This is a genomic window from Luethyella okanaganae (assembly GCF_042660285.1).
Lineage (GTDB): Bacteria > Actinomycetota > Actinomycetes > Actinomycetales > Microbacteriaceae > Luethyella > Luethyella okanaganae.
This window is the reverse complement of sequence record NZ_JBHSTP010000002.1, coordinates 579,558-601,805: the sequence shown is the minus strand read 5'-3', so window position 1 is coordinate 601,805 and position 22,248 is coordinate 579,558. Positions and strand designations below refer to the sequence as shown.

General features: G+C 66.6%; 16 protein-coding genes and 2 tRNA genes. 5 read left to right on the top strand and 13 right to left on the bottom strand.

Annotated features, from left to right (window positions below):
* Positions 1 to 6: 6 nt before the first annotated feature.
* The 8 genes from ACFQB0_RS10440 to serS all read right to left on the bottom strand — a co-directional run bounded on the left by ACFQB0_RS10440 (position 7) and on the right by serS (position 9,063).
* A complete protein-coding gene (locus ACFQB0_RS10440; RefSeq protein ID WP_386731057.1) occupies positions 7 to 2,388 on the bottom strand; it encodes a S8 family peptidase in 2,382 nt (793 codons plus the stop codon).
* Positions 2,385 to 3,512 (bottom strand): AAA family ATPase, encoded by a 1,128-nt coding sequence (locus tag ACFQB0_RS10435; protein WP_386731056.1) that lies wholly within the window; start codon positions 3,510 to 3,512, stop codon positions 2,385 to 2,387. The genes ACFQB0_RS10440 and ACFQB0_RS10435 overlap by 4 nt, the downstream gene beginning before the upstream one ends.
* 467 nt (positions 3,513 to 3,979) lie before the next feature.
* Positions 3,980 to 4,068: transfer RNA gene (locus ACFQB0_RS10430), tRNA-Ser, on the bottom strand.
* Positions 4,069 to 4,139: 71 nt separating this feature from the next.
* Positions 4,140 to 5,369 carry an LCP family protein gene (locus ACFQB0_RS10425; protein WP_386731054.1) on the bottom strand — a complete coding sequence of 410 codons (1,230 nt, stop codon included), beginning with the start codon at positions 5,367 to 5,369 and terminating at the stop codon, positions 4,140 to 4,142.
* 75 nt (positions 5,370 to 5,444) lie between these two features.
* Positions 5,445 to 5,529 (bottom strand) — tRNA-Ser (locus ACFQB0_RS10420).
* A 131-nt stretch (positions 5,530 to 5,660) separates the two neighbouring features.
* Positions 5,661 to 6,782: an LCP family protein gene (locus tag ACFQB0_RS10415; protein ID WP_386731052.1), complete on the bottom strand. Its 1,122-nt coding sequence runs from the start codon at positions 6,780 to 6,782 to the stop codon at positions 5,661 to 5,663.
* Between the two features lie 89 nt (positions 6,783 to 6,871).
* Entirely contained in the window at positions 6,872 to 7,798 is a 927-nt protein-coding gene (locus ACFQB0_RS10410; protein ID WP_386731049.1) for an HAD family hydrolase, read from the bottom strand.
* Positions 7,798 to 9,063 carry a serine--tRNA ligase gene (gene serS, locus ACFQB0_RS10405; RefSeq protein ID WP_386731047.1) on the bottom strand — a complete coding sequence of 422 codons (1,266 nt, stop codon included), beginning with the start codon at positions 9,061 to 9,063 and terminating at the stop codon, positions 7,798 to 7,800. Before serS ends, ACFQB0_RS10410 begins: the two co-directional genes overlap by 1 nt.
* A 71-nt stretch (positions 9,064 to 9,134) precedes the next feature.
* Between serS and ACFQB0_RS10400 the strand changes: the two genes are divergently transcribed.
* Positions 9,135 to 10,145, top strand: coding sequence for a diacylglycerol/lipid kinase family protein (locus tag ACFQB0_RS10400; RefSeq protein WP_386731044.1), 1,011 nt, complete (start codon positions 9,135 to 9,137; stop codon positions 10,143 to 10,145).
* 236 nt (positions 10,146 to 10,381) lie between these two features.
* On the opposite strand, the gene pheA is transcribed toward ACFQB0_RS10400, so the two are convergent.
* Positions 10,382 to 11,341, bottom strand: a complete 960-nt coding sequence (gene pheA / locus ACFQB0_RS10395) for a prephenate dehydratase (protein WP_386731042.1) — start codon at positions 11,339 to 11,341, stop codon at positions 10,382 to 10,384.
* A gap of 87 nt (positions 11,342 to 11,428) precedes the next feature.
* Here pheA and pgm point away from each other — a divergent pair, with 87 nt between their 5' ends.
* The gene (gene pgm, locus ACFQB0_RS10390) at positions 11,429 to 13,054 is read left to right on the top strand and encodes a phosphoglucomutase (alpha-D-glucose-1,6-bisphosphate-dependent) (RefSeq protein ID WP_386731039.1); all 1,626 of its coding nucleotides are present in this window, start codon (positions 11,429 to 11,431) and stop codon (positions 13,052 to 13,054) included.
* Between the two features lie 205 nt (positions 13,055 to 13,259).
* Here pgm and ACFQB0_RS10385 read toward each other — a convergent pair whose 3' ends face one another.
* The 3 genes from ACFQB0_RS10385 to ACFQB0_RS10375 form a co-directional block, all read right to left on the bottom strand.
* Positions 13,260 to 14,348 (bottom strand): amidase domain-containing protein, encoded by a 1,089-nt coding sequence (locus ACFQB0_RS10385; protein WP_386731037.1) that lies wholly within the window; start codon positions 14,346 to 14,348, stop codon positions 13,260 to 13,262.
* 130 nt (positions 14,349 to 14,478) lie between these two features.
* Positions 14,479 to 15,828: an MFS transporter gene (locus tag ACFQB0_RS10380; protein WP_386731034.1), complete on the bottom strand. Its 1,350-nt coding sequence runs from the start codon at positions 15,826 to 15,828 to the stop codon at positions 14,479 to 14,481.
* 3 nt (positions 15,829 to 15,831) lie between these two features.
* Positions 15,832 to 16,677 carry a M15 family metallopeptidase gene (locus tag ACFQB0_RS10375; RefSeq protein WP_386731032.1) on the bottom strand — a complete coding sequence of 282 codons (846 nt, stop codon included), beginning with the start codon at positions 16,675 to 16,677 and terminating at the stop codon, positions 15,832 to 15,834.
* 154 nt (positions 16,678 to 16,831) lie between these two features.
* On the opposite strand from ACFQB0_RS10375, the gene ACFQB0_RS10370 reads away from it, so the two are divergent.
* From ACFQB0_RS10370 to ACFQB0_RS10360, 3 genes are all read left to right on the top strand, one after another.
* Positions 16,832 to 18,625 carry an MDR family MFS transporter gene (locus ACFQB0_RS10370; protein ID WP_386731029.1) on the top strand — a complete coding sequence of 598 codons (1,794 nt, stop codon included), beginning with the start codon at positions 16,832 to 16,834 and terminating at the stop codon, positions 18,623 to 18,625.
* A gap of 137 nt (positions 18,626 to 18,762) precedes the next feature.
* Complete coding sequence (locus ACFQB0_RS10365; protein WP_386731027.1) at positions 18,763 to 20,172, top strand: GH1 family beta-glucosidase; 1,410 nt, start codon at positions 18,763 to 18,765, stop codon at positions 20,170 to 20,172.
* Positions 20,173 to 20,256: 84 nt separating this feature from the next.
* Entirely contained in the window at positions 20,257 to 21,285 is a 1,029-nt protein-coding gene (locus ACFQB0_RS10360) for a LacI family DNA-binding transcriptional regulator (RefSeq protein ID WP_386731024.1), read from the top strand.
* A 34-nt stretch (positions 21,286 to 21,319) separates the two neighbouring features.
* Here ACFQB0_RS10360 and ACFQB0_RS10355 read toward each other — a convergent pair whose 3' ends face one another.
* A complete protein-coding gene (locus ACFQB0_RS10355) occupies positions 21,320 to 22,117 on the bottom strand; it encodes a DNA-methyltransferase (RefSeq protein WP_386731541.1) in 798 nt (265 codons plus the stop codon).
* Between the last annotated feature and the right edge of the window lie 131 nt (positions 22,118 to 22,248).

Below are 22,248 nucleotides of genomic sequence, written 5' to 3'. Positions count from 1 at the left end.
ATCTGCTCAATACCAGCTCGTGCCGCTTCCGCCCCGGAGGCGAACACGGCCTGCAACTCGCTGCGCCGGTCGAAGGGCTGCGAACTGTGCGCGAGCGGCGTCATGAAGTGTGCCCGCCGAATGGGGATCTACGAGGCTCAGGAGTATCGCGAACGGCACCTCGGTGGGGCTGCCGTCGAGCCCTCCGGCCCTGCGGGCGACATATCTCAACTCAAGCCGTGGGTCATCGGCTTCGCCGGCCGCTAGGTTAACGCGGTAGTGACGGAGAGTTTCCCATTTTCCCGGGTCGCGAAGGTCGGCCTCGTTCTGACTTGAAGTCGAACTCAGTGTCTTGGTGACAGGCTCCTGGCTGGTAGCCCAGCCTGCAGCAATGAGATCCCGGGCAGCAACCGAGCGGAGATCCAAGACCTGCGCGGGATCGTCTGAACCAGGGGGTGAGGTGAATCGGAACATGTTGCGGTTCGGCCGCATTGTCAGTTCGAGCGAGGCTGTCGTGTACTCCGTCGGCTGAGTGGACTCAACAGGCGACGCGTACGCGAGCGTTACGGAAACCCGGACTGCACCCCGGAAGGCCGCGGGCAACGGAACCTGGTAGCCGAGGATGTCGCCGCGAGCGATTTGATCAACGTAGAGCACGTGAACGTCATCCGCGGTTGAGTCAAACGAACTGGCGAAGGTGAGCGGCAGGCGACCGTGTCCAAGTTCCTCCTGTAGAGCCCGGAACGAGCGATGCCGTTCAGCAAAGTGCACCGAGAACGCCCGCAACACGCTGCTGTTTACTCGCGGTAGGCGGGTCGTCAGATCGGCGAGAGCGTGAGTCACGACGGGTGCGGAAAAGCTCGTGCCGCTGGCTTCGAGGAAGGTGCCGTCGGCCTGCAGCACGTCGAACAGCCGGTCGTCGACGCCTCCAAATTGAACACCGAGGGGCTGAACTCGATTGCCGGGACGCCCGGGACCCATCGAAGAGTACGGAGCCCGGGCCCATGGCCTGCCGGGTGCTGGAGAGTCGCACGCTCCGATTGAGATGCCGTTTGCCATGTCTGCCGGTACCTGCACACGATGCAGCCCCAGCGCCCTGTCAGCGTCACCGTCGTTGCCCGCCGCGACCACGAAGACGATGTCGCTCTCCCACGCGAGTTGGTCAAGCTCAGCGGTCCACCGGTTGGGTTCCATGTCGTCCTCAACTGCGAGAGTTGGGCCAAGACTAAGGTTGACGATCTTGTGTTGCCCGTCGATCAGGGTGCTCTTGATCTGATCGAGGATCCAATAGCCGTCGAGGTCGTTGGGATCGTGGGGTGCCGGCAAGACTCGGTAGCTCTCGACTGGTAGCGGAGGCTGGGACGCCTGCTCTCCCGGCCCCAGCAGACCGTACATCACTGCGCCCGTTACGCCAGTGCCGTGCTCCGTTTCATCGGGCTCGGGCGGCTCGGTGGTCAAGTCGATCAGCGGGATGGGGAACAGACCGGCGTTTGTCGGATCATTGACACCCCCGTCGAAGACGGCCACGGTCGTGGCGTTGCCCACCGTCCCGGCCACCGACGGGGGCGTTACTCGAGTGCCCGACCGCAGACCGAATCGTGGTCGCGGACGGATGGCAGGCATCGGACGCAAGACACGAAGAGGGTTGAAACGCACGAGTTCAGTAGCCGCCGCCGTGGCAATGCGCACGGGCATGAAAGTGAGGCCCCCGATCTGCCGGACATAATCCCGCCGAACATCTCCTCCGTTGGCTTCAACCCAGGTGACCCATCGCTCGAACGCGTCGTCATCGATAGGCACAGCTTCGCCTGTCCGCATCGCACGAGGATGCAAGACGGCTTCCCATAGGGTGTCCGTTCTTCCCGCCAGGGTCGCGTCCTGCAGATCCGCTTTGAGCACGCTCGACTGGGACGGCGAGGCAATCTCTTCGATGCGGCGGATCTGCGCGAACGCTTGCTGCCCAGTTCGACCTTGCCCTCTGCCTTCGATCAGGTCCTCGAGCGCTCCCAGAGATGCGTCGTCCACAGCCAAGATCAGACGCCGGGTGCCACTGACCTGTTGCCGGGAAGCGGTCCTGAGAGTGCCCACATCCGCTCGCGAGCCAACAGGGACTGCACCCACGATTGAAAGTAGGGCGTCGGGAAAGTAGCTCGGCGCGATGTAGTTCGGTAGCAACTTGGCCTCGACATACACTCGATCAGCTGCCCGCAACTCATCAGGCAAGGCATCGAGCGCCTGGCGGGCTGATCGCACTTGAGGAAGCAACCACTCCCTGGCTTCCTCCGGAGAGAACGGCTCATACTTGGGGCCGCCCCCAGTCGGAGCGAACTCGACGTCTAGCCTCAGAGCCTCTCCGTTGAGAAACAGGCGCCGGGCCACAGCGCTCTGAGTTGCCGAAACGTCGGTCATGCCGCTCCTTTCGCCCTACGAATCCCAGTTGAGACAGTTGGGTGGCTCAATCCCGCTGCCGAAGCGATCTTCCGATTTGAGAAGCCGTATTCTTCATTCGCAAGACGCCAGAGGTCGTGACGAAGCTCGTCAGAGCCCGGTCGTTCCAACAGTGCGTGCAAGACAACATCCTCCAGTGGCAACTCGCGAACGATTGCTCGCCGCCGGCACGTCTCCCAAAATCGCACTACGTCAGAAAAGCTGCCGCCGTCCCAAAAGGCAGCTGTCATCGCCAGAAGATCGGTATCAATGCTGTCATTGCTGATCTTCCGCAGCACCGACTCGCGCTCAGCTTGACCCGGCATTGGGAACTCTATTACCCGGTCGAAACGCCGATCGATCGCCGAGTCCAAGAGCTGGGGATGATTTGTAGCGGCGACTAGCAGGCTCGTATCTGGCCACCGATCTAGCTCGACCAAAATGACGTTGACGATGCGCTTTAACTCGCCGATGTCAGATTCGTCGTCCCGCCTCTTTGCCACTGCGTCGAACTCATCCAGCAGAAGCACGCATGGACCGCTCTTGGCGTAATCCAAGACCGACTTGATGTTGCGACCTGAGCTGCCGAGGTAGCTCGACACAACCGCGGCCAGGTCAAGAACGACCAGCGGCAAACCAAGTCGCCAAGCCAACCACCGGCCAGTCAGAGTCTTGCCCACGCCCGGCGCGCCCGAAAACAAGACGGTCCGCGTCAGGGGGACGCCCGCGATCGTGAGCTCGTTCGCCCGTTCCCGCTCGATCACGATCTCCTCGAGCTCGCTCGCGATCCGACCGTCAAGCACCAGCTCGTCAGCCTGCGGCAGCGGATCCACGAACGCGAGGGGATGGCTCCCTTCTGCATCAGCGGGTATGGCTCCACCATCAAACCGAAGGCCGGTGTCCGGGCGGGCAACGCTGAGCGCGTGGTGGACAGCGTGGCGGAATTCGTCAGCGTCTTTGACGCTTGCAGGCACGGCCCGCATCAGCCGGCTTGCGAGCTGACGGACTCCTGCGGCATGGCCTTCGGCGCCCACACGGACCAGGTCGATGACGGCTCTTTCGAGACCATCGTCGCCCTGGTAAATCGGTGTCCTTGTGGCTGCCATGTTTACCAGCGTAGCGCCCGGCACTGACGCGGGTGCTGAGGCTCGTCGCTGCTGTCCGCATTCGATCCGCTCAGCAAGTTGGTCAATGCTGGGTGGTGAACGCCGTGGATCTCACTCCCGACTAGCGACATCCATGGACGAGCGCTCTGATCGAAGCGCGCTGCAGGTACGCCGGCGCGCGCCCTGGTACTTCGCGCGCAGAGCTTCAGACACATGGCTCGGTTGCTTCAACGAACCTCGATGCCACCGCTCCACCAGAAAAGTCCTCCACTCTTCCAAGGTGGAGCAATTCTTGCGACGCTGCTCCTCTGACCAGGCCTTTTCTGGTTTGGGTGCCCGGCTCCCCGGTTCCCGTGTCCCATAAGTGTCCCCCAGGGACACACTGGGGACACTCAACGACAACGTTCGAATGAGCTCGAGCTCGGACGACGCGCGGAGAATATGGTCGCTGACCGGGAAAAAATATGCGGAGACGGAGGGATTTGAACCCTCGGTTCCCGTGAGGGAACTCCACCTTAGCAGGGTGGTGCACTAGGCCGAACTATGCGACGTCTCCCTGTGCCTGCAGAGCAAACACACGACAGCCATCATAACCGTTTCGAGAAGCGGTCGACGACCACGACCCCCCTATTGGTTCTGGAGGGTCCGACCGTTCGAGCAGGTGTACTGGCCGGCGGTCTGTCCCTTCACCGTCTCGGGGAGCACCGTCGTTGTGGGCGGCACGGCGGTCGCATTCGGGTCAGGCGTCGCATTGGGGTCCACAACCGCGTCGACGGGGGACACAACGGCGTTCGGATCCGCGGTGGAACCGCCCCCGGTGTCTCCGCTCAGCCGGATCGGCTGGTCGGCGGAGAGCGCCGTGAAGAGCGCCCTGGCGTCGGCCTCGCGCGGCAGGACGCCACCCTCGGTCGACCCTGTCGGATACTGCACGAAGACGACCTGCTCAAGCGGGATGCCCTTGAGCGCCATGGCGATCGAGACCATGTTGTCGATGTTCTGCAGGCTGTTGGAGAGCGTCATGTTGCTGAGCGCCGCCTTGGCCAGGGAGTAGAGCTTGCCCGGGTTCGAGAGCGTGTCGGCGCTCTTGATCGTGCGCACGAGGGATGAAAGGAACACCTGTTGGTTGCTGATACGGGTGAGGTCGCTGCCGTCGCCGACGCCGTGCCTGGTACGAAGGAACTGCAGAGCATCGACGCCCTGGAGCGTGTGCTCTCCGGCCGAGAGGAAGGTGTTCGTGTATTCGTCCTCGATAGGCTCGGCGACGCAGACGGGAACTCCGCCGACGGCGTTCGACATCGCGATGACGCCACTGAACTGGACCTCGGCCGCATAGGGGATGTCGATCCCGGTCAGCTTCTCGACCGTGAGCACAGTGCAGGCGAGGCCGCCGTAGGTCAGCGTGGTGTTGATCTTCTGTCTGCTCATCGCGTTGAATGTGCCGCCAGCGGGGTCGGGACACTCGGGGATGGACACGAACATATCGCGCGGAAAGCTGACGACGGTCGCACTCGTGTGATCCTTCGAGATGTGCAGAAGCATCGTGACGTCGTTGAGGTCGCCGGTTTCGTCTTCCGCGCCGAACGCGGGATCCTGCCCCTTGCGGCTGTCGCTGCCTACGAGCAGCAGGTTCACACCGCCGTCGATCGCGCCGATCTGCGGCATCGGGCCGTCGGTCTTTTCACCGACCAGGGTTACGCCGGGCTTCACGCTGGAGGCGAGGTCGTAGGCGGCGATGGCGGCGACGGATGCGCCGCTCGCAAGGACGACGGCAAGCGCGGCAGCCAGCACCTTCGCAACGGTCGTGAACGCATTCGACTTCTTGAGCCGGCCGTGCCGGGCAATCGTCGGATTCTTCATCGACCGCCGGGAGCGGGGACGCAACTCTTCGCTCACTGTGATCCCTTCATTCCGTGCCCTGCCTGGCGCTCAGTGCGGAGGGCGTGGGATTCGAACCCACGAGACATTTCTGTCCACCAGTTTTCAAGACTGGCTCCATCGGCCACTCGGACAGCCCTCCCCGTTCGTTCCGGCCATATCTCCGCACGTGCGGACACCGTCGACAGGCATCGAACATCGCCCGATTCTAGCCTATGTAAAGGCCTCTAGCGTGACACGGGTTTCTGCGAAGGCGCTGGACGCCCCTGCCGCCTACTGCTGCTCGTCGAGCGGTCGGCCCGCCGTGCAGGTGACCTGATCGGCGCGCTGACCGGTGACATCGTCGGGCAGAACGACCGGCCCGGGGCTCGCAGGAACACCCGCACTCGGGTCGACCGGTTCCGCCGTCGGCGGCTCCGTCGGCGGAACCGGTTCGTCGCCGACAGTCGCGGCAGCACGACCGGCCACGACGATCTCCTCGTCGTCGGCGAGCGCCGCCATGAGCACGCCGGAGACATTCGTGTCCGCCATGAGGTCGGTCCCGCTGGAGACGGTCGGATACCGCACGAAGACCACCTTGTCGAGATCGATGCCCTTGAGCGCGCCGGCGATGGATACCAAGACGTCGACATTGCTGAGCGTCTCGGAGAGGCGCATGTTGCGCGCGGCCGCCTTGGCGAGACCGTAGACCTTCGTCGGGTCGCTCAAGGTCGCGGAACTCTTGATGGTGCGCGCGAGCGACGCGAGAAATGACTGCTGGTTACCGATGCGTGCGAGATCGCTGCCGTCTTTCAGGCCGTAACGGGTTCGCAGGAACTGGAGCGCGTCCCATCCTTGCAGGGTGTACTCCCCCGGTTCACGGAAGAAGCCGGTGCGCTCGTCCTCGATGGTCTCGGTGATGCACACCGGGACGCCGCCGACCGCGTTCGACATCTGGATCACGCCGTTGAACTCGATCGAGGCCGCGAACGGGATCTCGAGCCCGGTGAGCTGGCTCACCGCAGCAGTCGTGCACGCCAGACCGCCATAGGAGTATGCGCTGTTGAGCTTGTCGGTGAAACCTCCGTCGGTGCCGACGGCCCACTCCTCGGCAGCCGAAGCCGCACAGGCGGGAACCTCGACGAGCAGGTCGCGTGGAAAGCTCACAACGGTGGCGCTCGAGTGATCCTGCGCGATATGGAGAAGCATCGTCACATCGCCCAGGTGCTCGCCGCGATCCCCGAACCTCGGATCGCCCTCTCCGCTGTCGCTGCCGACGACGAGCAGGTTCACTCCGCCGTCGATCGCGCCGATGACGGGAACGGACTGGCCGGACCGGCCGCCCAGATCGATGCCGGGCTTGATGCTATTGGCGACGTCCCACAACGCGATGCCGACCACCGCCGTTGCGCTCACCGCGAGAACCGCCATGCTCGCCACAACCGCCCTGACGACGGTCAGAACAGGCCTGGACCTCTTCTGACGCCCGTGGCGCGCGGCGGGGATCAGCGGCCTGTCTCCCCGAATCCGGCGAGCACGCGGGCGAGCCCGTCATCGCCGACGGTCTCGGTGACCTCGGTCGCCGCATCCTTGACCTCGGTGGGAGCCTGCCCCATTGCGACGGCGCGGCCCCGCGCTCCCGCCCAGCGGAACATGTCGATGTCGTTGCGTCCGTCGCCGATGGCGATGACCCGCGACAACGGGATGCCGTGCCAGGCGCGCACCCGCTCGAGCGCGGTCGCCTTGTTGACCCCGTCTGGCGCGATGTCGAGCCAAGCCGTCCAGCCGATCGAATAGGTCACCTGGTGCAGGCCCATCCGTTCGACGATCGTGAGGAACTCCTCGAGATCATGATCGGGCGACACCACGACGACGCGTGTCGCCTGGGTCGCGCCGAGCTCGTCGAACTCCACCTTGCGCGCGTTCTCGAGGTTCCAATCGAGCATGCCGTCGGTGTACAGCCGGAACCCGTCGGGGGCCTCCACCATGAACCGGCCTTCCGGGAGGTGCGAGCGGATGCGCTCCAGCACCGGGCGCGGATCGAAGGTCTCGGTGAACTCGCGTCGATACCCGTCTGGCGATGTCACATCGCGTCGCATGATGAGCGCGCCGTTCGCGCACACGACGAACTCCGGTGTGAGCCCCAGCCTTTCGAGCACGGGAAGCGATGTCGACCAGCTGCGGCCCGTCGCAAGGGTCACCTCGTGGCCGAGCGCCTGCACTCGCGCAACCTCCTCGCGCACGGCTTCGGTGACGGTCTCGTCCTCGTGCAGGATCGTGCCGTCGACGTCGAGGGCGACGAGCCAGCGCTCGGCATCGGCTCGCCGCATGACTTCGACGGGCTCGATCAGCGGGGTCGGCCCGATCGAGGAGACAGGGCTGGACGGAGGCGTGATTTCGACAGGCTCGATCAGCGGAGTCGGCTCAGCCACTAGGCGACCGGCTCGATCACATCGAGGCCACCGAGGTATGGGCGCAACGGCTCCGGCACACGCACCGAGCCGTCGGCCTGCTGATGGGTCTCGAGCAGGGCGACGAGCCAGCGCGTTGTGGCGAGCGTTCCGTTGAGCGTCGCGACCGGAGTCGTCTTGCCGGACTCCGTGCGGTAGCGTGTGTCAAGACGCCGCGCCTGGAAGGTCGTGCAGTTGCTCGTGCTGGTGAGCTCCCGATAGGCACCCTGGGTCGGCACCCATGCCTCGACATCGTACTTGCGCGCGGCGCTCGAACCGAGATCGCCCGCGGCGACATCGATCACACGGTAGCTCAGCCCGAGGGATTGCAGCATCGCCTCCTGCCAGCCGAGCAAGCGCTCGTGCTCCTCTTCGGCATCCTCCGGCAGGGTGTAGACGAACATCTCGAGCTTGTTGAACTGGTGCACGCGGATGATGCCGCGGGTGTCCTTGCCGTGACTGCCTGCCTCGCGCCGGTAGCACGTCGACCAGCCCGCGTACCGGATCGGCCCGTTCGAGAGATCGAGGATCTCGTCGGCGTGGTAACCGGCGAGTGCGACCTCACTCGTTCCCGTGAGGTAGAGGTTGTCGGCCGGGAGGTAGTAGACCTCGTCGGAGTGGGCTCCGAGAAAGCCGGTGCCCTGCATGATCTCCGGCTTCACGAGCGTCGGGGTGATGAGCGGGATGAACCCGGCTGCGAGCGCGCGATCGAGCGCCATGTTCATGAGGGCGAGTTCCAGACGCGCCCCTATGCCGCGCAGATAGTAGAAGCGGGCCCCGCTGACCTTGGCCCCACGCCCCGTGTCGATCGCCGCGAGCAGTTCGCCCAGTTCGAGGTGGTCGCGGGGCTCGAAGTCGAACTCTGGCTTGCCACCGACCTCGCGCAGCGTGACGAAGTTCTCCTCGCCGCCAGCCGGAACCCCGTCGATCACCGGGTTGCCGATCGAGCGGATGAGGTCGCCGAAGCGCGCTTCCGCGTCGCCGGCCGCCTGGCTCGCCGCTTTCACCCTGGCCGCAAGCTCTTGCACCTGCGCGACGAGCGCCTTCTTCTCATCGGAGGTCGCCGTCGCCACCCGCTTGCCGAAAACGTTCTGCTCGGCCCGGAGCTGCTCGAAGGCGGAGATCGTCGTACGCCGCTCCGCGTCGGCCGCGAGAGCGGCGTCCACCACCTCGACGGAGTCGCCGCGCGCCGCCTGCGATGCCTTGACGAGCTTGGGGTTTTCGCGCAGGAGGAGGGGATCGATCACGCTGACCAGTCTAACAATCGCCCGTCGGCCTCGAAGCGGGTGAGCGTCTCTGCATGCCGTAGTTTGGAGTCGTGGCAGCGAGCATCGGTCGTGAGAAGGCGAACACCGCTCCCCGTGCCGCCGTCGTGTTCAATCCGACCAAGAGCGGGATCGCGGAACTGCGGGCAGCGATGAGAGCCGCGGAGCGAAAGCTCGGCTGGGCGGCATCCGAATGGTTCGAGACCACCGTCGACGACCCCGGCAAGGGCATGGCGAGGCAGGCCGTCACCGACGGCTTCGACCTGGTGCTCGCTGCGGGCGGCGACGGCACCGTGCGTTCCGTGGCGGCGGCGCTGCGCGGGAGCGGGGTGCCGTTGGGCATCGTTCCGGCCGGAACCGGAAACCTCTTCGCCCGCAACCTCGGAATCCCGGTCAACGATGCCGACTCGGCCGCGGCGGTCGCTCTCGGCGGCATCGATCGCGCCGTCGACCTGTCGACGGTCGAGCTGACCCGCCCGGACGGTTCGATCGAGGATCACGTTTCACTCGTGATGTCAGGCGTCGGCATCGACGCGGCGATGATCTCGAACACGAATCCGGAGCTGAAGAAACGCGTCGGCTGGCTCGCCTACGTCGATGCCGGCCTGCGCTCCCTGCCCACCTCGAAACCGTTCCGCATCCACTATCGCATGGACGACCACGGCACCCACGGCGCGCATGTGAGCTCGATCCTGGTGGCAAACCTCGGCTACCTTCCCGGCAACATCGAGCTCATCCCCGATGCCGAGGTCGATGACGGCAAGCTCGATGTCGTGGTACTGCAGCCCAAGGGGGTGTGGGGGTGGCTCACGATCTGGCGACGGGTCACCTGGGAGAACCGGGTGCTGCGCAAGTCCGCGATCGGTCAGCAGTGGATCGACCTCACGGGAGGCGACAAGCGGAGTGCGATCACCTACCTGCGCGGGACATCCGTGTCGATCAGGATCGAGGGAGACCCTGAGGAGTTCGAACTCGACGGCGACGAGTTCGGCGTGGTGACGGCCGTGGAGTTCACGACGGATGCCGCGAGCCTGCTCGTGCGCGTGCCGCCCCAGGACGGCTAGAGCGGCGCACCGCACGCCTTTCGCCCGCACGCCCTCCCACGCCTCAGGCCTCACACCTCACGCCTCGCCTCACGCCTTTACACCTCACGCCTTCTCGCCCGCGCGGAGTGAGGAGAGCGCGGAGCGAGGAACTCACGCGGCGAACCCTCGGCTCTACTCTCTACTCGGAGCGTTCGGCGCTATTCGGAGCATTCGGCGCTACTCGGAGGGCTCGGCGCTACTCGGAGCGTTCGGCGCTATTCGGAGGGCTCGGCGCTCAGCAGGCCGCGCAGCCAGTCCCGCGCCTCGATGAAGATCTCGTCGTCATAGCGGGAGGTGAACTCGATCGGCTGCTTGTCGGCTCGCGGATAGGAACCGAGGAAGACCACCTGCGGGCTGAAGCGGCGCAGGCCGAGGAGCGCGTCGGCGACCCGCTCGTCGTGGATGTGACCGTCGGCATCGATGACGAAACGGTAGCGACCGAGGGCATCGCCGATCGGCCGCGACTCGAGCAGGCTGAGGTTGACCCCGCGGGTCGAGAACTGCTCGAGCATCTCGAGCAGGGCGCCGGAGCGGTCCTCGGGCAGCTCGACGATGAGGCTCGTCTTGTCTGCTCCCGTGCGAGCGGGCAGCTCGCGCGTGCGGCTCACGAGCACGAACCGTGTGACGGCGTTCGGGTTGTCACCGATGTTCTCGGCGAGAAGCTCGAGATCGTGGTGTTCGACGATGCCTGGCGGGGCGATCGCCGCGTCCGCCTGACTGCCGTCGAGCAGGCTCGCGGCTGCGGCCACGTTGCTCGTCGCGGGGATGTGCCCGTGCTCCGGCAACGTCCGCTCCAGCCAAGCGTGGCACTGCGCGTAGGCGACGGGATGCGCGTTCACGACCTTGACGTCGGCGAGCGTCGTTCCCGGTCGCGCGACGAGAACGAAGCTCACCGGCACCAGATACTCGCCGACGATGCGCAGACCGGGCACGCTCGCGAGTGCATCCTGCGTGGCGGACACGCCACCCTCGATCGAGTTCTCGATCGCGATCATGGCGGCGATGCTGCGACCGGCGACGACGTCGGCGAGCGCCTCGCCTACGTTGTTGACGGCCCGCCATGGCTTGCCGGCCGCCTCGGGCACCTGCGCGAGGGCGGACTCGGTGAAGGTGCCGGACGGCCCGAGGAAGCTGTAGCTCTTCGGGGTACTGCTCGAGGCATCCGTGTCAGGCATGGCCTTTAGCCTAAGCCAACCGCGGCGCACGGTGGCACGGCGAAAACCCCCTCGTCCCGCAAGGGCGACGAGTGTCAGACTGGTGGCATGAACGAGCGAGCGGGAACCCCGGCCCAGCAGTCCGACCTGATCGACGTCGAAGCGCTCATCCGCGCGTATCACGAGCTGAGACCAGACGTCGCGATCCCCGAGCAGCGCGTCGTGTTCGGCACCTCGGGACACCGCGGCAGCTCCCTCAAGACCTCGTTCAACGAGCACCACATCGCCGCGACGACGCAGGCCATCGTCGAGTATCGCGCGAGCCAGGGCATCACGGGGCCGCTCTTCATCGGTGCCGACACCCACGCGCTGAGCGCGCCTGCGATGACGACCGCGCTCGAGGTGCTCGTCGGCAATGAGGTGCGCGTGCTCGTCGACGAGTTCAGCGACTTCGTGCCGACGCCGGCCCTCTCGCACGCGATCCTGCGCTGGAACAACTCCCCCGAGCGTCGTGCAGAGGGCGAGGCCGACGGCATCGTCGTCACGCCGAGCCACAATCCACCGTCCGATGGCGGCTTCAAATACAACCCGCCGCACGGCGGCCCAGCCGACTCCGACGCGACGAGCTGGATCGCCGCACGCGCGAACGAGCTCATCGCGGGCGGGCTGCGCGAGGTGCGCCTCAATGAGGCGAGCGCTGTCGAGACCTACGACTTCCGGGGCGCCTACGTCGCCGATCTCGAGAACATCGTCGACATCGAGGCGATTCGGCGCAGCAGCATCCGCATCGGAGCCGATCCGCTCGGCGGCGCGTCCGTCGGCTATTGGGGTGCGATCCGCGACCACTACGGTCTCGACCTCACCGTGGTGAATCAGGAGGTCGATCCGCGCTGGGCCTTCATGACGCTCGACTGGGACGGCAAGATTCGCATGGACCCGTCGAGTCCATCGGCCATGGCGTCGGTGCTCGCACACCGCGACGACTTCGACATCCTCACCGGCAACGACGCCGACGCCGACCGGCACGGCATCGTCACGCCCGACGCCGGCCTCATGAACCCCAACCACTTTCTCGTCGTCGCGATCGACTACCTCTTCAGGCACCGCCCCGGCTGGCGAGTGGATGCCGCGATCGGCAAGACCCTCGTCTCCTCGAGCATGATCGACCGGGTGGCCGAGGCACTGGGGCGCCGGCTCTGGGAGGTGCCGGTCGGCTTCAAGTGGTTCGTGCCCGGCCTGATCGACGGCTCGGTCGGCTTCGGCGGCGAGGAGAGTGCCGGCGCGAGCTTCTTGCGCTTCGACGGCACGGTCTGGACGACCGACAAAGACGGCATCCTGCTCTGCCTACTCGCCTCGGAGATCCGCGCTGTGACGGGCAAATCGCCGTCGCGGCTCTACGCGGCCCTCGTCGAGAAGTACGGCGATCCCGTCTACGAACGGGTGGATGCCGTAGCGACGCCTGCGCAGAAGGCCGCGCTCGGCAGACTCGATGGCGAGGCCATCGCCGCCGCCGAGCTCGCGGGCGAGCCCATAACGGCCACACTCTCCCGGGCGCCGGGCAACGACGCCCCGATCGGCGGTGTGAAGGTCGTGACCGAGCACGCCTGGTTCGCGGCACGGCCGAGCGGCACGGAGGACGTGTACAAGATCTACGCCGAGTCCTTCCTCGGTGAGGACCATCTGCGTCATGTGCAGGCAGAGGCCCGCCGCATCGTGGACGAGGCGCTCGGCTGAGTCCCTTCCATAGGCCGGAGCCGCCGAGCGCTGCGAGGGGAGGGCTCCTGTCGTCTCCCAACTCGGTGCCGAAAGCGAGCGGAGCGGACTCCGGTGGGATGCAAGACGGAAAAGGGGGCGATAGCGAAGCTAATCGACCCAGATGACAACGCCGCAGACCACCGGAGTCCACCCAGCACAGCCGGTGTCAAGTTGGAGACACACCCTAGCTGAGGCTCCAGTAGTAGACCGATCCGCCGCCGTTCGCGAGGGCCTCGTCGACGTCCCAAAAGTCGGAGTCCTTGGTGTGGCCACCGACGTAGACCTTGATTCCAGCATCCGTCCTGTCGATCCTGGTCACGGTCGCGGTGTGGTCACGGTCTCCCGAGTCGTCCCAGTCGAACTGCACGATGTCGCCCACCTTGAGAAGCGCGCGCTCGCCGCCACTGAGGGCGGTCCCGCGCTCGGGGTGCGCCGCCACGTAGTCTCGGAAAGCGGTAGAACTGACCCAGGCCGAGCTCGACTGCCCGGTCGAGGGGTCGTACCACCACTCGCCGTCCATGACCCAGCCGCGCGCTGCGAGGGCCTGACTCATGAAGTTGACGCAGTCGTTGTCGTCGATCACGCTGTACTCATCCGAGTTGTAGTCCGACCAGTGGCTCAGCACGTAGTCGGTCTGCGAGGTGATGCGCTCGTCGGGCAGGTAGCGGAACGTGAGCGCCGAGGCGAGGGGCGCGGATGCGTGGAGCTCCGCCAGCGTGGTCGACGGGTTGAGGTCGACGGGAACCTCCTCCCCCTTCTCATCGAAGAGCGCGACGCCGACCGCGCCCTCCGCATACTCGTTCGCGGCCGGCACCGTGACGGTCAGCCTGGTGTCGGAGACCTCGACGAGCTCGGCCGGCCGGCCCCCGACATCCACGCGAGACACCCCTGTGAGGTTCTCACCGGCGACGGTCATCGCCGTTCCGCCGGTGACCGGGCCGGATGCAACGGACGGCGCGGTCTCGACGACGGGCTTCTCGGACGGCGCGATAGACGGCGCGGGCGTGACCGTGTTCGGTGGCCTCGCGGGCTCGGCGACGGTCGAGTCGCCCGTGGACAGTGCACCCTCGTCCGAGCCGAAGCCGACGCCGACGGTCGCAACGGCGCAGCTGAGCGCGACGGCTCCACAGGCGAGCAGAGTGCACGCTTCGAAAACGCTCCGTCTGAGGTGTCTGCCCCGTCGAGACGGACGGAACGGTCGGCGGCTCGGCGAGGTTGCCGGGCTTTCGAGAACAGCGGGAACGGGGGGCTTCTGCGGGGGACGGTGACGCAAGAGTTCGTTTCTTTTCGCTTCGGGGGACCCGTTAGAAGAACAAGAGCGCATGGCAGAGCCCTGAGCGACACCTCCGAAACCCATGTGAAATCAGGGGTTTTGCCCCCCGAAATGGGGCATTATCGAATCGTTATACCCGCTCGCCGGCCGAATCAACCGAATCGACGGGAACCCGCCGGCCGAGCATCATGACACGCACACCCGCGAGCACCACCGGCACGAGCACGACCGCGGCGACGGCGTTGACAGCGGGGAATCCGCCCCAGCCGAGCACGACGCCGGAGACGGCGGCCGATCCCGCAGCGGCGATGTTCATGACGGCATCCGTCGCACCCTGCAACGGCACGCGGATGTGCGAACCGACGGTCTGGGTGAGCAACGTCGAACCGCCGATCATGCCGGCCGACCAGCCGAGCCCGAGCAGCCCCAAGGCCACCGGAACAGCGAGCATGTCGCTCGACGAGAAGATCATACCCATCGCCGCGGCCACGAGCAGGGTGCCGACGCCGATGAGGATCACCCGCGAAGCGCCGACGCGGTCGGCGAGCCAGCCCATCACCGGACTCGCCCCGTACATGCCCACGATGTGGATGCTGATGACGAGGCCGACGAGACCCAAGGAGAGCCCATGATCGTGCATCGTCACGGGGGTCATCACCATGACACCCACCATCACGGTCTGCGAACAGACGATCGCCACCATCGCGAAGACGGCGCGCGGGCTACGCAGGGCGATGCGCAGCGCGGCCAAGGTCCCGACCCGGGCAGGTCGCCCAACGCCCGAGGAGGGGCTCGCCAGAGTCGGTGCGGCGAAGGCCTCCCCGTCGCCGCCGTCCACGCTACCGTCGCCGATGGGCGGAACCGTCCCCAGCGCGTCAGCCGCAAGCACTCCGGCCGGCGGAGTGCGCAGCAGGAACGCCGCGAGCAGGCTCGACGCCGCGAAGGCGGACGCCGAGAAGAGGAAGGGACCGGCGAGCGGCTCCATGCCGATCGCGCTGCCGAGGTCGCTTCCCACTTGCGAGAGATTCGGGCCGGCGACGGCGCCGAGCGTCGTCGCCCAGAGCACGAGCGACATCGACCGCGCCTCGTAGCCGACGGAGGCGACCTCTGTCGCGGCAAACCGTGCCTGCAGGCCGGCCGCGCTCGCCGCGCCGAACGCGCCGAGGCCGAGGAACAGGAGCGGGAGCGCACCGGTTCCAGCGGCGGCGAGCACGAGGAGCGCGCCGACGAGGGCGAGCAGGTATCCGCTCGCAAGCGCCCAGTGCCGGCCGATGCGCGTCGCGAGCCGCGCGAGCGGGATCGCGACGAGTCCGGCACCGAGCACACTCGAGGTCTGCGCGAGCCCCGCGAGCGTGACCTGCCCCGTGAGCTCTTCGGCGAGCACCCCGCCGACGGCGATGCCCGATGCGACGCCGACCCCCGCGAGCAACTGGTTGACGATGAGGATGACGATCGGCACCCATCCGCTCCGCCGCGTCATCGCTCAGCCATAGTTCGGAGCCGCAGGAAGCCCGAAGAACTCCTCGAGCGTGGCCACGCCGGTCTCGTGCATCTCGGTCGAAAGGTCGACGCCGATGTAACGGAAGTGCCAGGGTTCGTAGGCGAACCCGGTGATCTCGGTCTTGTCGGCGGGGTAGCGCAAGATGAAGCCGAACCGCCAGGCGTTCGCGGCCAGCCACTGACCATGCGGGGTCTCCCCGAAGCATGCGGCGAGCGAACAACTGCTCGGCTTCGCACTGATGTCGATCACGAGCCCGGTCTGATGCTCGCTGCTGCCGGGGCGCGCCGTGCTCGTGTCGGCGAACTCCTGGCCATTCGTCGCGACATCCTGGTCGTACACCTCGACCTGTGTGCTGTAGCTGCGATACGCGCTCTGCGACTGCAGCTCGAGCCCGGTCTCCTGAGTGAAGGTGTCGAACATCGTGACCACGGCCGCGGATGCCTCCTGCCGCAGTTGAGGTTGCCACACGTAGGGCACAGGCACCTCGACGAGGTCGTCGGGAGCGTAGTCGACGGGATTCAGCGGGCGCAACTTGTTCACCACGACCCAGATGCTCGCCGGGTCGTCGATGGAATGCGCGTTCTTGTCGAAGGTGGGCACGATCGACGGATCGGGCGACTGGCTTGGCGTCGGCCGCGGAGCGGCGGCGGCCGGGGAGATCGACGGGATCGGTGTCGACGTGGCTTCCTGCGACCGGTCTCCTACGGAAAGGATGCCGGCGAGCACGACCCCGACGACGACGAGCGCGACCACGGCACCCGCCGCGACAACGGCGCGACGGCGGCGCACCTGACGCGATGGGCCGCGGGAACGACGGGATTCGGACACGGACTCCAGCGTAACCCTGCAGCCGTTCGCCCGTCGCGAACGAGCCGAGACGCGCTCCGACTGGATTGCAGCGTGTCCGGCGCAGGGTGTAAATTTGCGCACGATGCAAACTTCTTCCGGTCCTGACGACCACAACTCGGCTCCCGCTCCCCTCATGAGCCACAGGCAGATCCTCTTCGTGATATTCGGCCTGATGGCCGGCATGTTCCTCTCCGCCCTCGACCAGACGATCGTCGGCACCTCGATGCGCACGATCGCCGACGACCTCGACGGCATGGCGTTGCAGGCCTGGGTGACCACCGCCTACCTGATCTGCTCGACGATCGCGACGCCGATCTACGGCAAGCTCAGCGACATCTTCGGCCGTCGTCCGCTCTTCATCATCGCCATCGCGATCTTTCTCGTCGGCTCCCTGCTCGCCGGCATGGCCAACTCGATGTACGAGCTCGCCGTCTTCCGCGCATTACAGGGCCTGGGAGCCGGTGGCCTGATGGCTCTGCCACTCGCGATCATGGGCGATATCCTCGCCCCGCGCGAACGCGCGAAGTACCAGGGCTACTTCCTCGCCGTCTTCGGAGTCTCGAGCGTGATCGGCCCACTGATCGGCGGCGTGCTCGCCGGCACCCAGTCCATCGTCGGCATCACCGGATGGCGCTGGGTCTTCCTGATCAACCTCCCGATCGGCATCATCGCGCTCGCGATCGTGCTCAGGTTCCTGCACATCCCCCGCTTCGCCAGGCACTCGGTGCGCATCGACTGGTGGGGAGCGGCGCTCGTCGTCGTCGCCGCCGTTCCGCTCCTCCTCGTCGCCGAGCAGGGCCGGATCTGGGGGTGGGGCTCCCCCGAGTCCATCACCTGCTACGTGATCGGCGCTCTCGGCGTCGTCGGATTCGTCGTCGCGCAGAAGCTCATGGGGGACGACGCGCTCATCCCACTCAAGCTGTTCACGAGCCCGACCTTCTCGATGGCGACCGTACTCGGCGTCCTCGTCGGTTTCGGCATGTTCGGTGCGATGATGACCGTGCCGCTCTACCTGCAGCTCGTCGACGGGGCGACACCCACCCAGAGCGGCTTCCTCATGCTGCCGATGATCCTCGGGCTCATGATCTCGTCCATCGTGAGCGGCCAGCTCATCGCGCGCACCGGCCGATACAAGATCTTCCCGACCATCGGCACGGCGTTCATGGCCGCGGGATTCTTCTGGTTCACCTTCGCGACCGCCGACAGGCCCGCCTGGTTCATGATGGTCGGCATGCTGCTCGTCGGCCTCGGCCTCGGCCAGCTCATGCAGACGCTCACGATCGCGTCGCAGAACGCGGTGGCAGCGCGCGACATGGGGGTCGCGACCTCCTCGTCGACGTTCTTCCGCCAGATCGGCGGAACTCTCGGAACGGCGGTGCTGTTCTCGGTGCTGTTCACGCGCATCCCCGAGACGCTCGCGGCGGCCTTCGGCGACTCCCACCTGCTGAAGAGCCTGCAGACCGCTGCGGCCGATCCGGCCGTCCAGGCCGATCCAGCGAACAAGCAGATCCTCGGCCTGCTCTCGGAGGGCGCCAAGGACCCCTCGGCCATCGGCGGCGCGCTTGACGGCGACACCTCGTTCCTCACGAACTCGGACCCGCGTCTCGCCGAGCCGTTCCTCGTCGGCTTCAACAATGCCGCTCTGAGCGTGTTCTGGGTGAGCCTCGCCGTCGTTCTCGTCGCCTTCGTGCTGAGCTTCTTCCTCAAGGCGCCCGCCCTGCGCACGACCTCGGGTCTGCAGGAGGCCGCGAACGACGCCCGCGCGGCCGAGGACATCGAGACGTCGCTGCTCGCGCAGAACGCGGCCGATCTCACGGGGGCGCTCATAGAGCCGGGGGCGGCGACCGGCGGCATTCCCACGCGTCGGTCGGAGGCCGGCACCGACGCCGCCGAGGGCGAAGCGCCTCCGAGCCGCGGCTCGCTGTAGCTCCCTTTGCGAGAGTGGCCGTTTCCGACGAGAGTTCCCCGTTTACTGGACCGTCTCGTCGGAAACGGCCACTCTCGCGGAGGTTGAAGCGCACGCAACGGTATACGAATCAGCCAACTCTGGCGAAGAATGAGAACATGAGCACGACGCGCCTCTTTCCCCCCGGTTTCCTGTTCGGCGCGGCAACTGCCGCCTACCAGATCGAAGGGGCCGCACACGAAGACGGGCGCACCGACTCGATCTGGGACGCGTTCAGCCGGGTTCCCGGGGCGGTGGTCAACGCCGACAACGGCGACGTCGCGTGCGACCACTACCATCGCTACCGCGACGACGTCGCCCTCATGAAGGACCTCGGTCTGCAGAGCTATCGTTTCTCGACGTCCTGGTCGCGCGTGCGCCCCGACGGAGGGCCGATCAATCCTCGTGGCGTCGACTTCTACTCGCGACTCGTCGACGAACTGCTCGAGGCCGGCATCAAGCCCTGGCTGACCCTCTACCACTGGGATCTGCCCCAAGCACTCGAAGAGAAGGGCGGATGGACGAACCGCGACACGAGCCTCCTGTTCCGCGATTACGCGCTGAGCGTCCACGACGCGCTCGGTGATCGCGTCGGGGTATGGACGACCCTCAACGAGCCCTGGTGCTCCTCGTTCCTCAGCTACACTGCCGGAGCCCACGCGCCCGGACGGATGAGCAAGCGCGACGGCCTCGTCGCGGGGCACCACCTTTTGCTCGGCCATGGTCTCGCAATCGAGGCACTGCGGGAACGTGATCCGGCACTCGAGCTCGGCATCACGCTCAACCTCACCGTCGCGAAGCCGGTCGACCCGGCGAGCGCCGGCGATCTCGACGCAGCCCGGCGTATCGACGGCCAGTTCAACCGTTTCTTCCTCGACCCCGTCTTCCACGGTTCCTATCCACAGGACCTGCTCGAGGACGTCGTCGGACTCGGTCTGGACGAGGCGGTGCACGACGGCGACCTCGGGCTGATCAGGCAGCCGATCGACGTACTCGGCGTCAACTACTACCACGGCGAGTTCGTGAGCGACCGGCCGGCCGAGCATCCGCTGCTCGCCCAGGCGCCTACCGACCGCGCGACGAGTTCGCCGTTCCCGGCGGCGGACGGCGTCTACAACCACCCTCAAGGCCTCCCGCTCACGGCGATGGGGTGGGAGGTGCAGCCCGACGGACTGCGCGAACTGCTGCGGCGCGTCGAGGGCGAGTACACCGGACCGGCGGGCGTGGCGCTCTACATCACCGAGAACGGCGCCGCCTACGACGACGTGGTCATGGCCGACGGACGGGTGCCAGATGCCGAACGCGCCGAGTTCCTGAGACTGCACCTCGGCGCCGTCCTCGACGCCATCGCGGAGGGGGTCGACGTCAAGGGCTACTTCTACTGGTCGCTCATGGACAACTTCGAATGGGCCTGGGGCTACGAGAAGCGCTTCGGCATCGTGCGTGTCGACTACGGCACGCTGAAGCGCACGGTGAAAGACAGCGGGCTCGCCTACGCCGAGATCATCCGCAATCGCGCGTTGAGCTGAGTCCGCAATCGCGCGCTGAGCTGAGTCCGCGAGCGCGACGCGGCCCACCGGGCAGACACTGAGGCCCGCAAATATACTGACGCCATGACCCACGGCGCGCGACAGGAACGTCCGACGCCACCGACCCTCGAAGCGGTGGCCGAGGCGGCCGGCGTCTCCCGGGCGACGGTCAGTCGCGTCGTCAACGCGTCTCCCACGGTGCGACCCGAGGTCGTTGACATCGTCAACGCCGCCATCGGAAAGCTCAACTACGTTCCCAACCGAGCCGCGCGCTCACTCGCGAGCCGGCAGACACAGGCCATCGCCCTCGTCGTCCCCGAGGATCCGACGAGATTCTTCGGCGACCCGTACTTCGCCGCGATCGTGCAGGGCATCACGCGCCGGCTGGACGAGAGCGAATACATCCTCAACCTGCTCGTCGCTTCGGACGACCCGGCGCACAAGGCCATGCGCTATCTGCGATCGGGCAACGTCGACGGCGCGCTCATCGTGTCGCATCACGACGACGACGAGTACGTGACCGACATCGCCACGGTGATGCCGTCGGTGTTCGGCGGACGGCCGCCGAACGATGCGGACCCCGGGTCGCACTACGTCGACATCGACAACATCGCGGGGGCGCAGCTCGCCGCCCGCCATCTGATCGACATCGGCCGCACGCGGATCGGAACGATCACGGGCCCCGTCGACATGCCGGCCGGAATCGACCGGCTGAACGGCTTTCTGCGCACCCTCGAAGCGGCCGGCGTGGCGACGGATGCCATCGAGAACGCCGATTTCACAGCCTCTGGCGCTGCGACCGCCACGCGGCGCCTGCTCGACCGGATTCCGGACGCCGACGCGCTCTTCGTCGCGAGCGACCTCATGGCGACGGGCGCGCTCACCGTGCTGCGCGAACGCGGCCTGAGCATTCCCGGCGACATCGCTGTCGTCGGATTCGACGACAGCCCCCTCGCGGCGAGCGCCGATGTACCGCTCACGACCGTGAGCCAGCCATCGACGGGCATGGGCTTCGCCATGGCCGACATGCTGCTGCGGTTGCTCTCCGGCGACGAAACCGTGCCGCATCGCACCATCATGCCGACGAGGCTCGTGCTGCGCGCTTCAGCCTGAAGAGCCCCTGGCCCGGTTCTCGGCCTGCTGCGGCTCAGACGAACACGACCCCCGGAGTGCACGCGAAGCGCTCCCGCATGATCTCGATCGCGGCGGGATTCCGATCGACGAGCACGAAGCGACGGCCGAGGGATGCGGCGACCGCTCCGGTCGTGCCGCTGCCGGCGAAGAAGTCAAGAATCGCGTCGCCCTCGCGCGACGAGGCCTGCACCATGCGACGCAGAATGCCCTCGGGCTTCTGAGTGGGATATCCGGTCTTCTCCTTGCCCGTCGGAGACACGATCGTGTGCCACCAGACGTCCGTGGGCAACTTGCCGAGCTCGGCCTTCTCGGGCGTGACGAGTCCCGGCGCCATATAGGGCTCGCGGTCGACGGTCGCCGAGTCGAAGTAGTAGTTCGCCGGATCCTTGACGTAGACGAGGATCGTGTCGTGCTTGGTCGGCCAGCGGTTCTTGGACTTCGCCCCGTAGTCGTAAGCCCAGATGATCTCGTTCAGAAAGCACTCCCGCCCGAACAGGGCGTCGAGCAGCACCTTGGCGTAGTGCGCCTCACGATAGTCGAGGTGCAGGTAGAGCGTGCCGTCGTCGGCGAGCAGGCGCCAGGCCTCGATGAGCCGCGGCTCGAGAAAGCCCCAGTAGTCCTCGAAGCGGTCGTCGTACTGCAACAGGTCGCCGCGGATGCGTTCGTAGCGCTGGCCTTTGAATCCGCTCACCGTTCCCGTCTCGGAGCGCACACCTGTCGTCGACTGCCGCGTCTGCCTCCGCCCCGTGTTGAACGGCGGGTCAAGGTAGATGAGGGTGAACTCGCCGTCGGCGAGCGTCGGCAGCACCATCAGGTTGTCGGCGTGGATGACCCGGCCGACCGGCAAGCTCGCGCGCTCGCCCTCGACGGGCGCCCCCTCGCCGCGAGTCGTCTGGGCGGTGGCGTCGGGCATCCCCTCATTCTGCCAGTCGCGCCTCGACC

Bases quoted from the DNA above. Each gene is read 5' to 3' on its own strand.
- ACFQB0_RS10440 (WP_386731057.1), bottom strand. From the start codon at position 2,388: ATGACCGACGTTTCGGCAACTCAGAGCGCTGTGGCCCGGCGCCTGTTT.
- ACFQB0_RS10435 (WP_386731056.1), bottom strand. From the start codon at position 3,512: ATGGCAGCCACAAGGACACCGATTTACCAGGGCGACGATGGTCTCGAA.
- ACFQB0_RS10425 (WP_386731054.1), bottom strand. From the start codon at position 5,369: ATGAAGAATCCGACGATTGCCCGGCACGGCCGGCTCAAGAAGTCGAAT.
- pheA (WP_386731042.1), bottom strand. From the start codon at position 11,341: ATGCCTGACACGGATGCCTCGAGCAGTACCCCGAAGAGCTACAGCTTC.
- pgm (WP_386731039.1), top strand. From the start codon at position 11,429: ATGAACGAGCGAGCGGGAACCCCGGCCCAGCAGTCCGACCTGATCGAC.
- ACFQB0_RS10380 (WP_386731034.1), bottom strand. From the start codon at position 15,828: ATGACGCGGCGGAGCGGATGGGTGCCGATCGTCATCCTCATCGTCAAC.
- ACFQB0_RS10370 (WP_386731029.1), top strand. From the start codon at position 16,832: ATGAGCCACAGGCAGATCCTCTTCGTGATATTCGGCCTGATGGCCGGC.
- ACFQB0_RS10365 (WP_386731027.1), top strand. From the start codon at position 18,763: ATGAGCACGACGCGCCTCTTTCCCCCCGGTTTCCTGTTCGGCGCGGCA.
- ACFQB0_RS10360 (WP_386731024.1), top strand. From the start codon at position 20,257: ATGACCCACGGCGCGCGACAGGAACGTCCGACGCCACCGACCCTCGAA.
- ACFQB0_RS10355 (WP_386731541.1), bottom strand. From the start codon at position 22,117: ATGGTGCTGCCGACGCTCGCCGACGGCGAGTTCACCCTCATCTACCTT.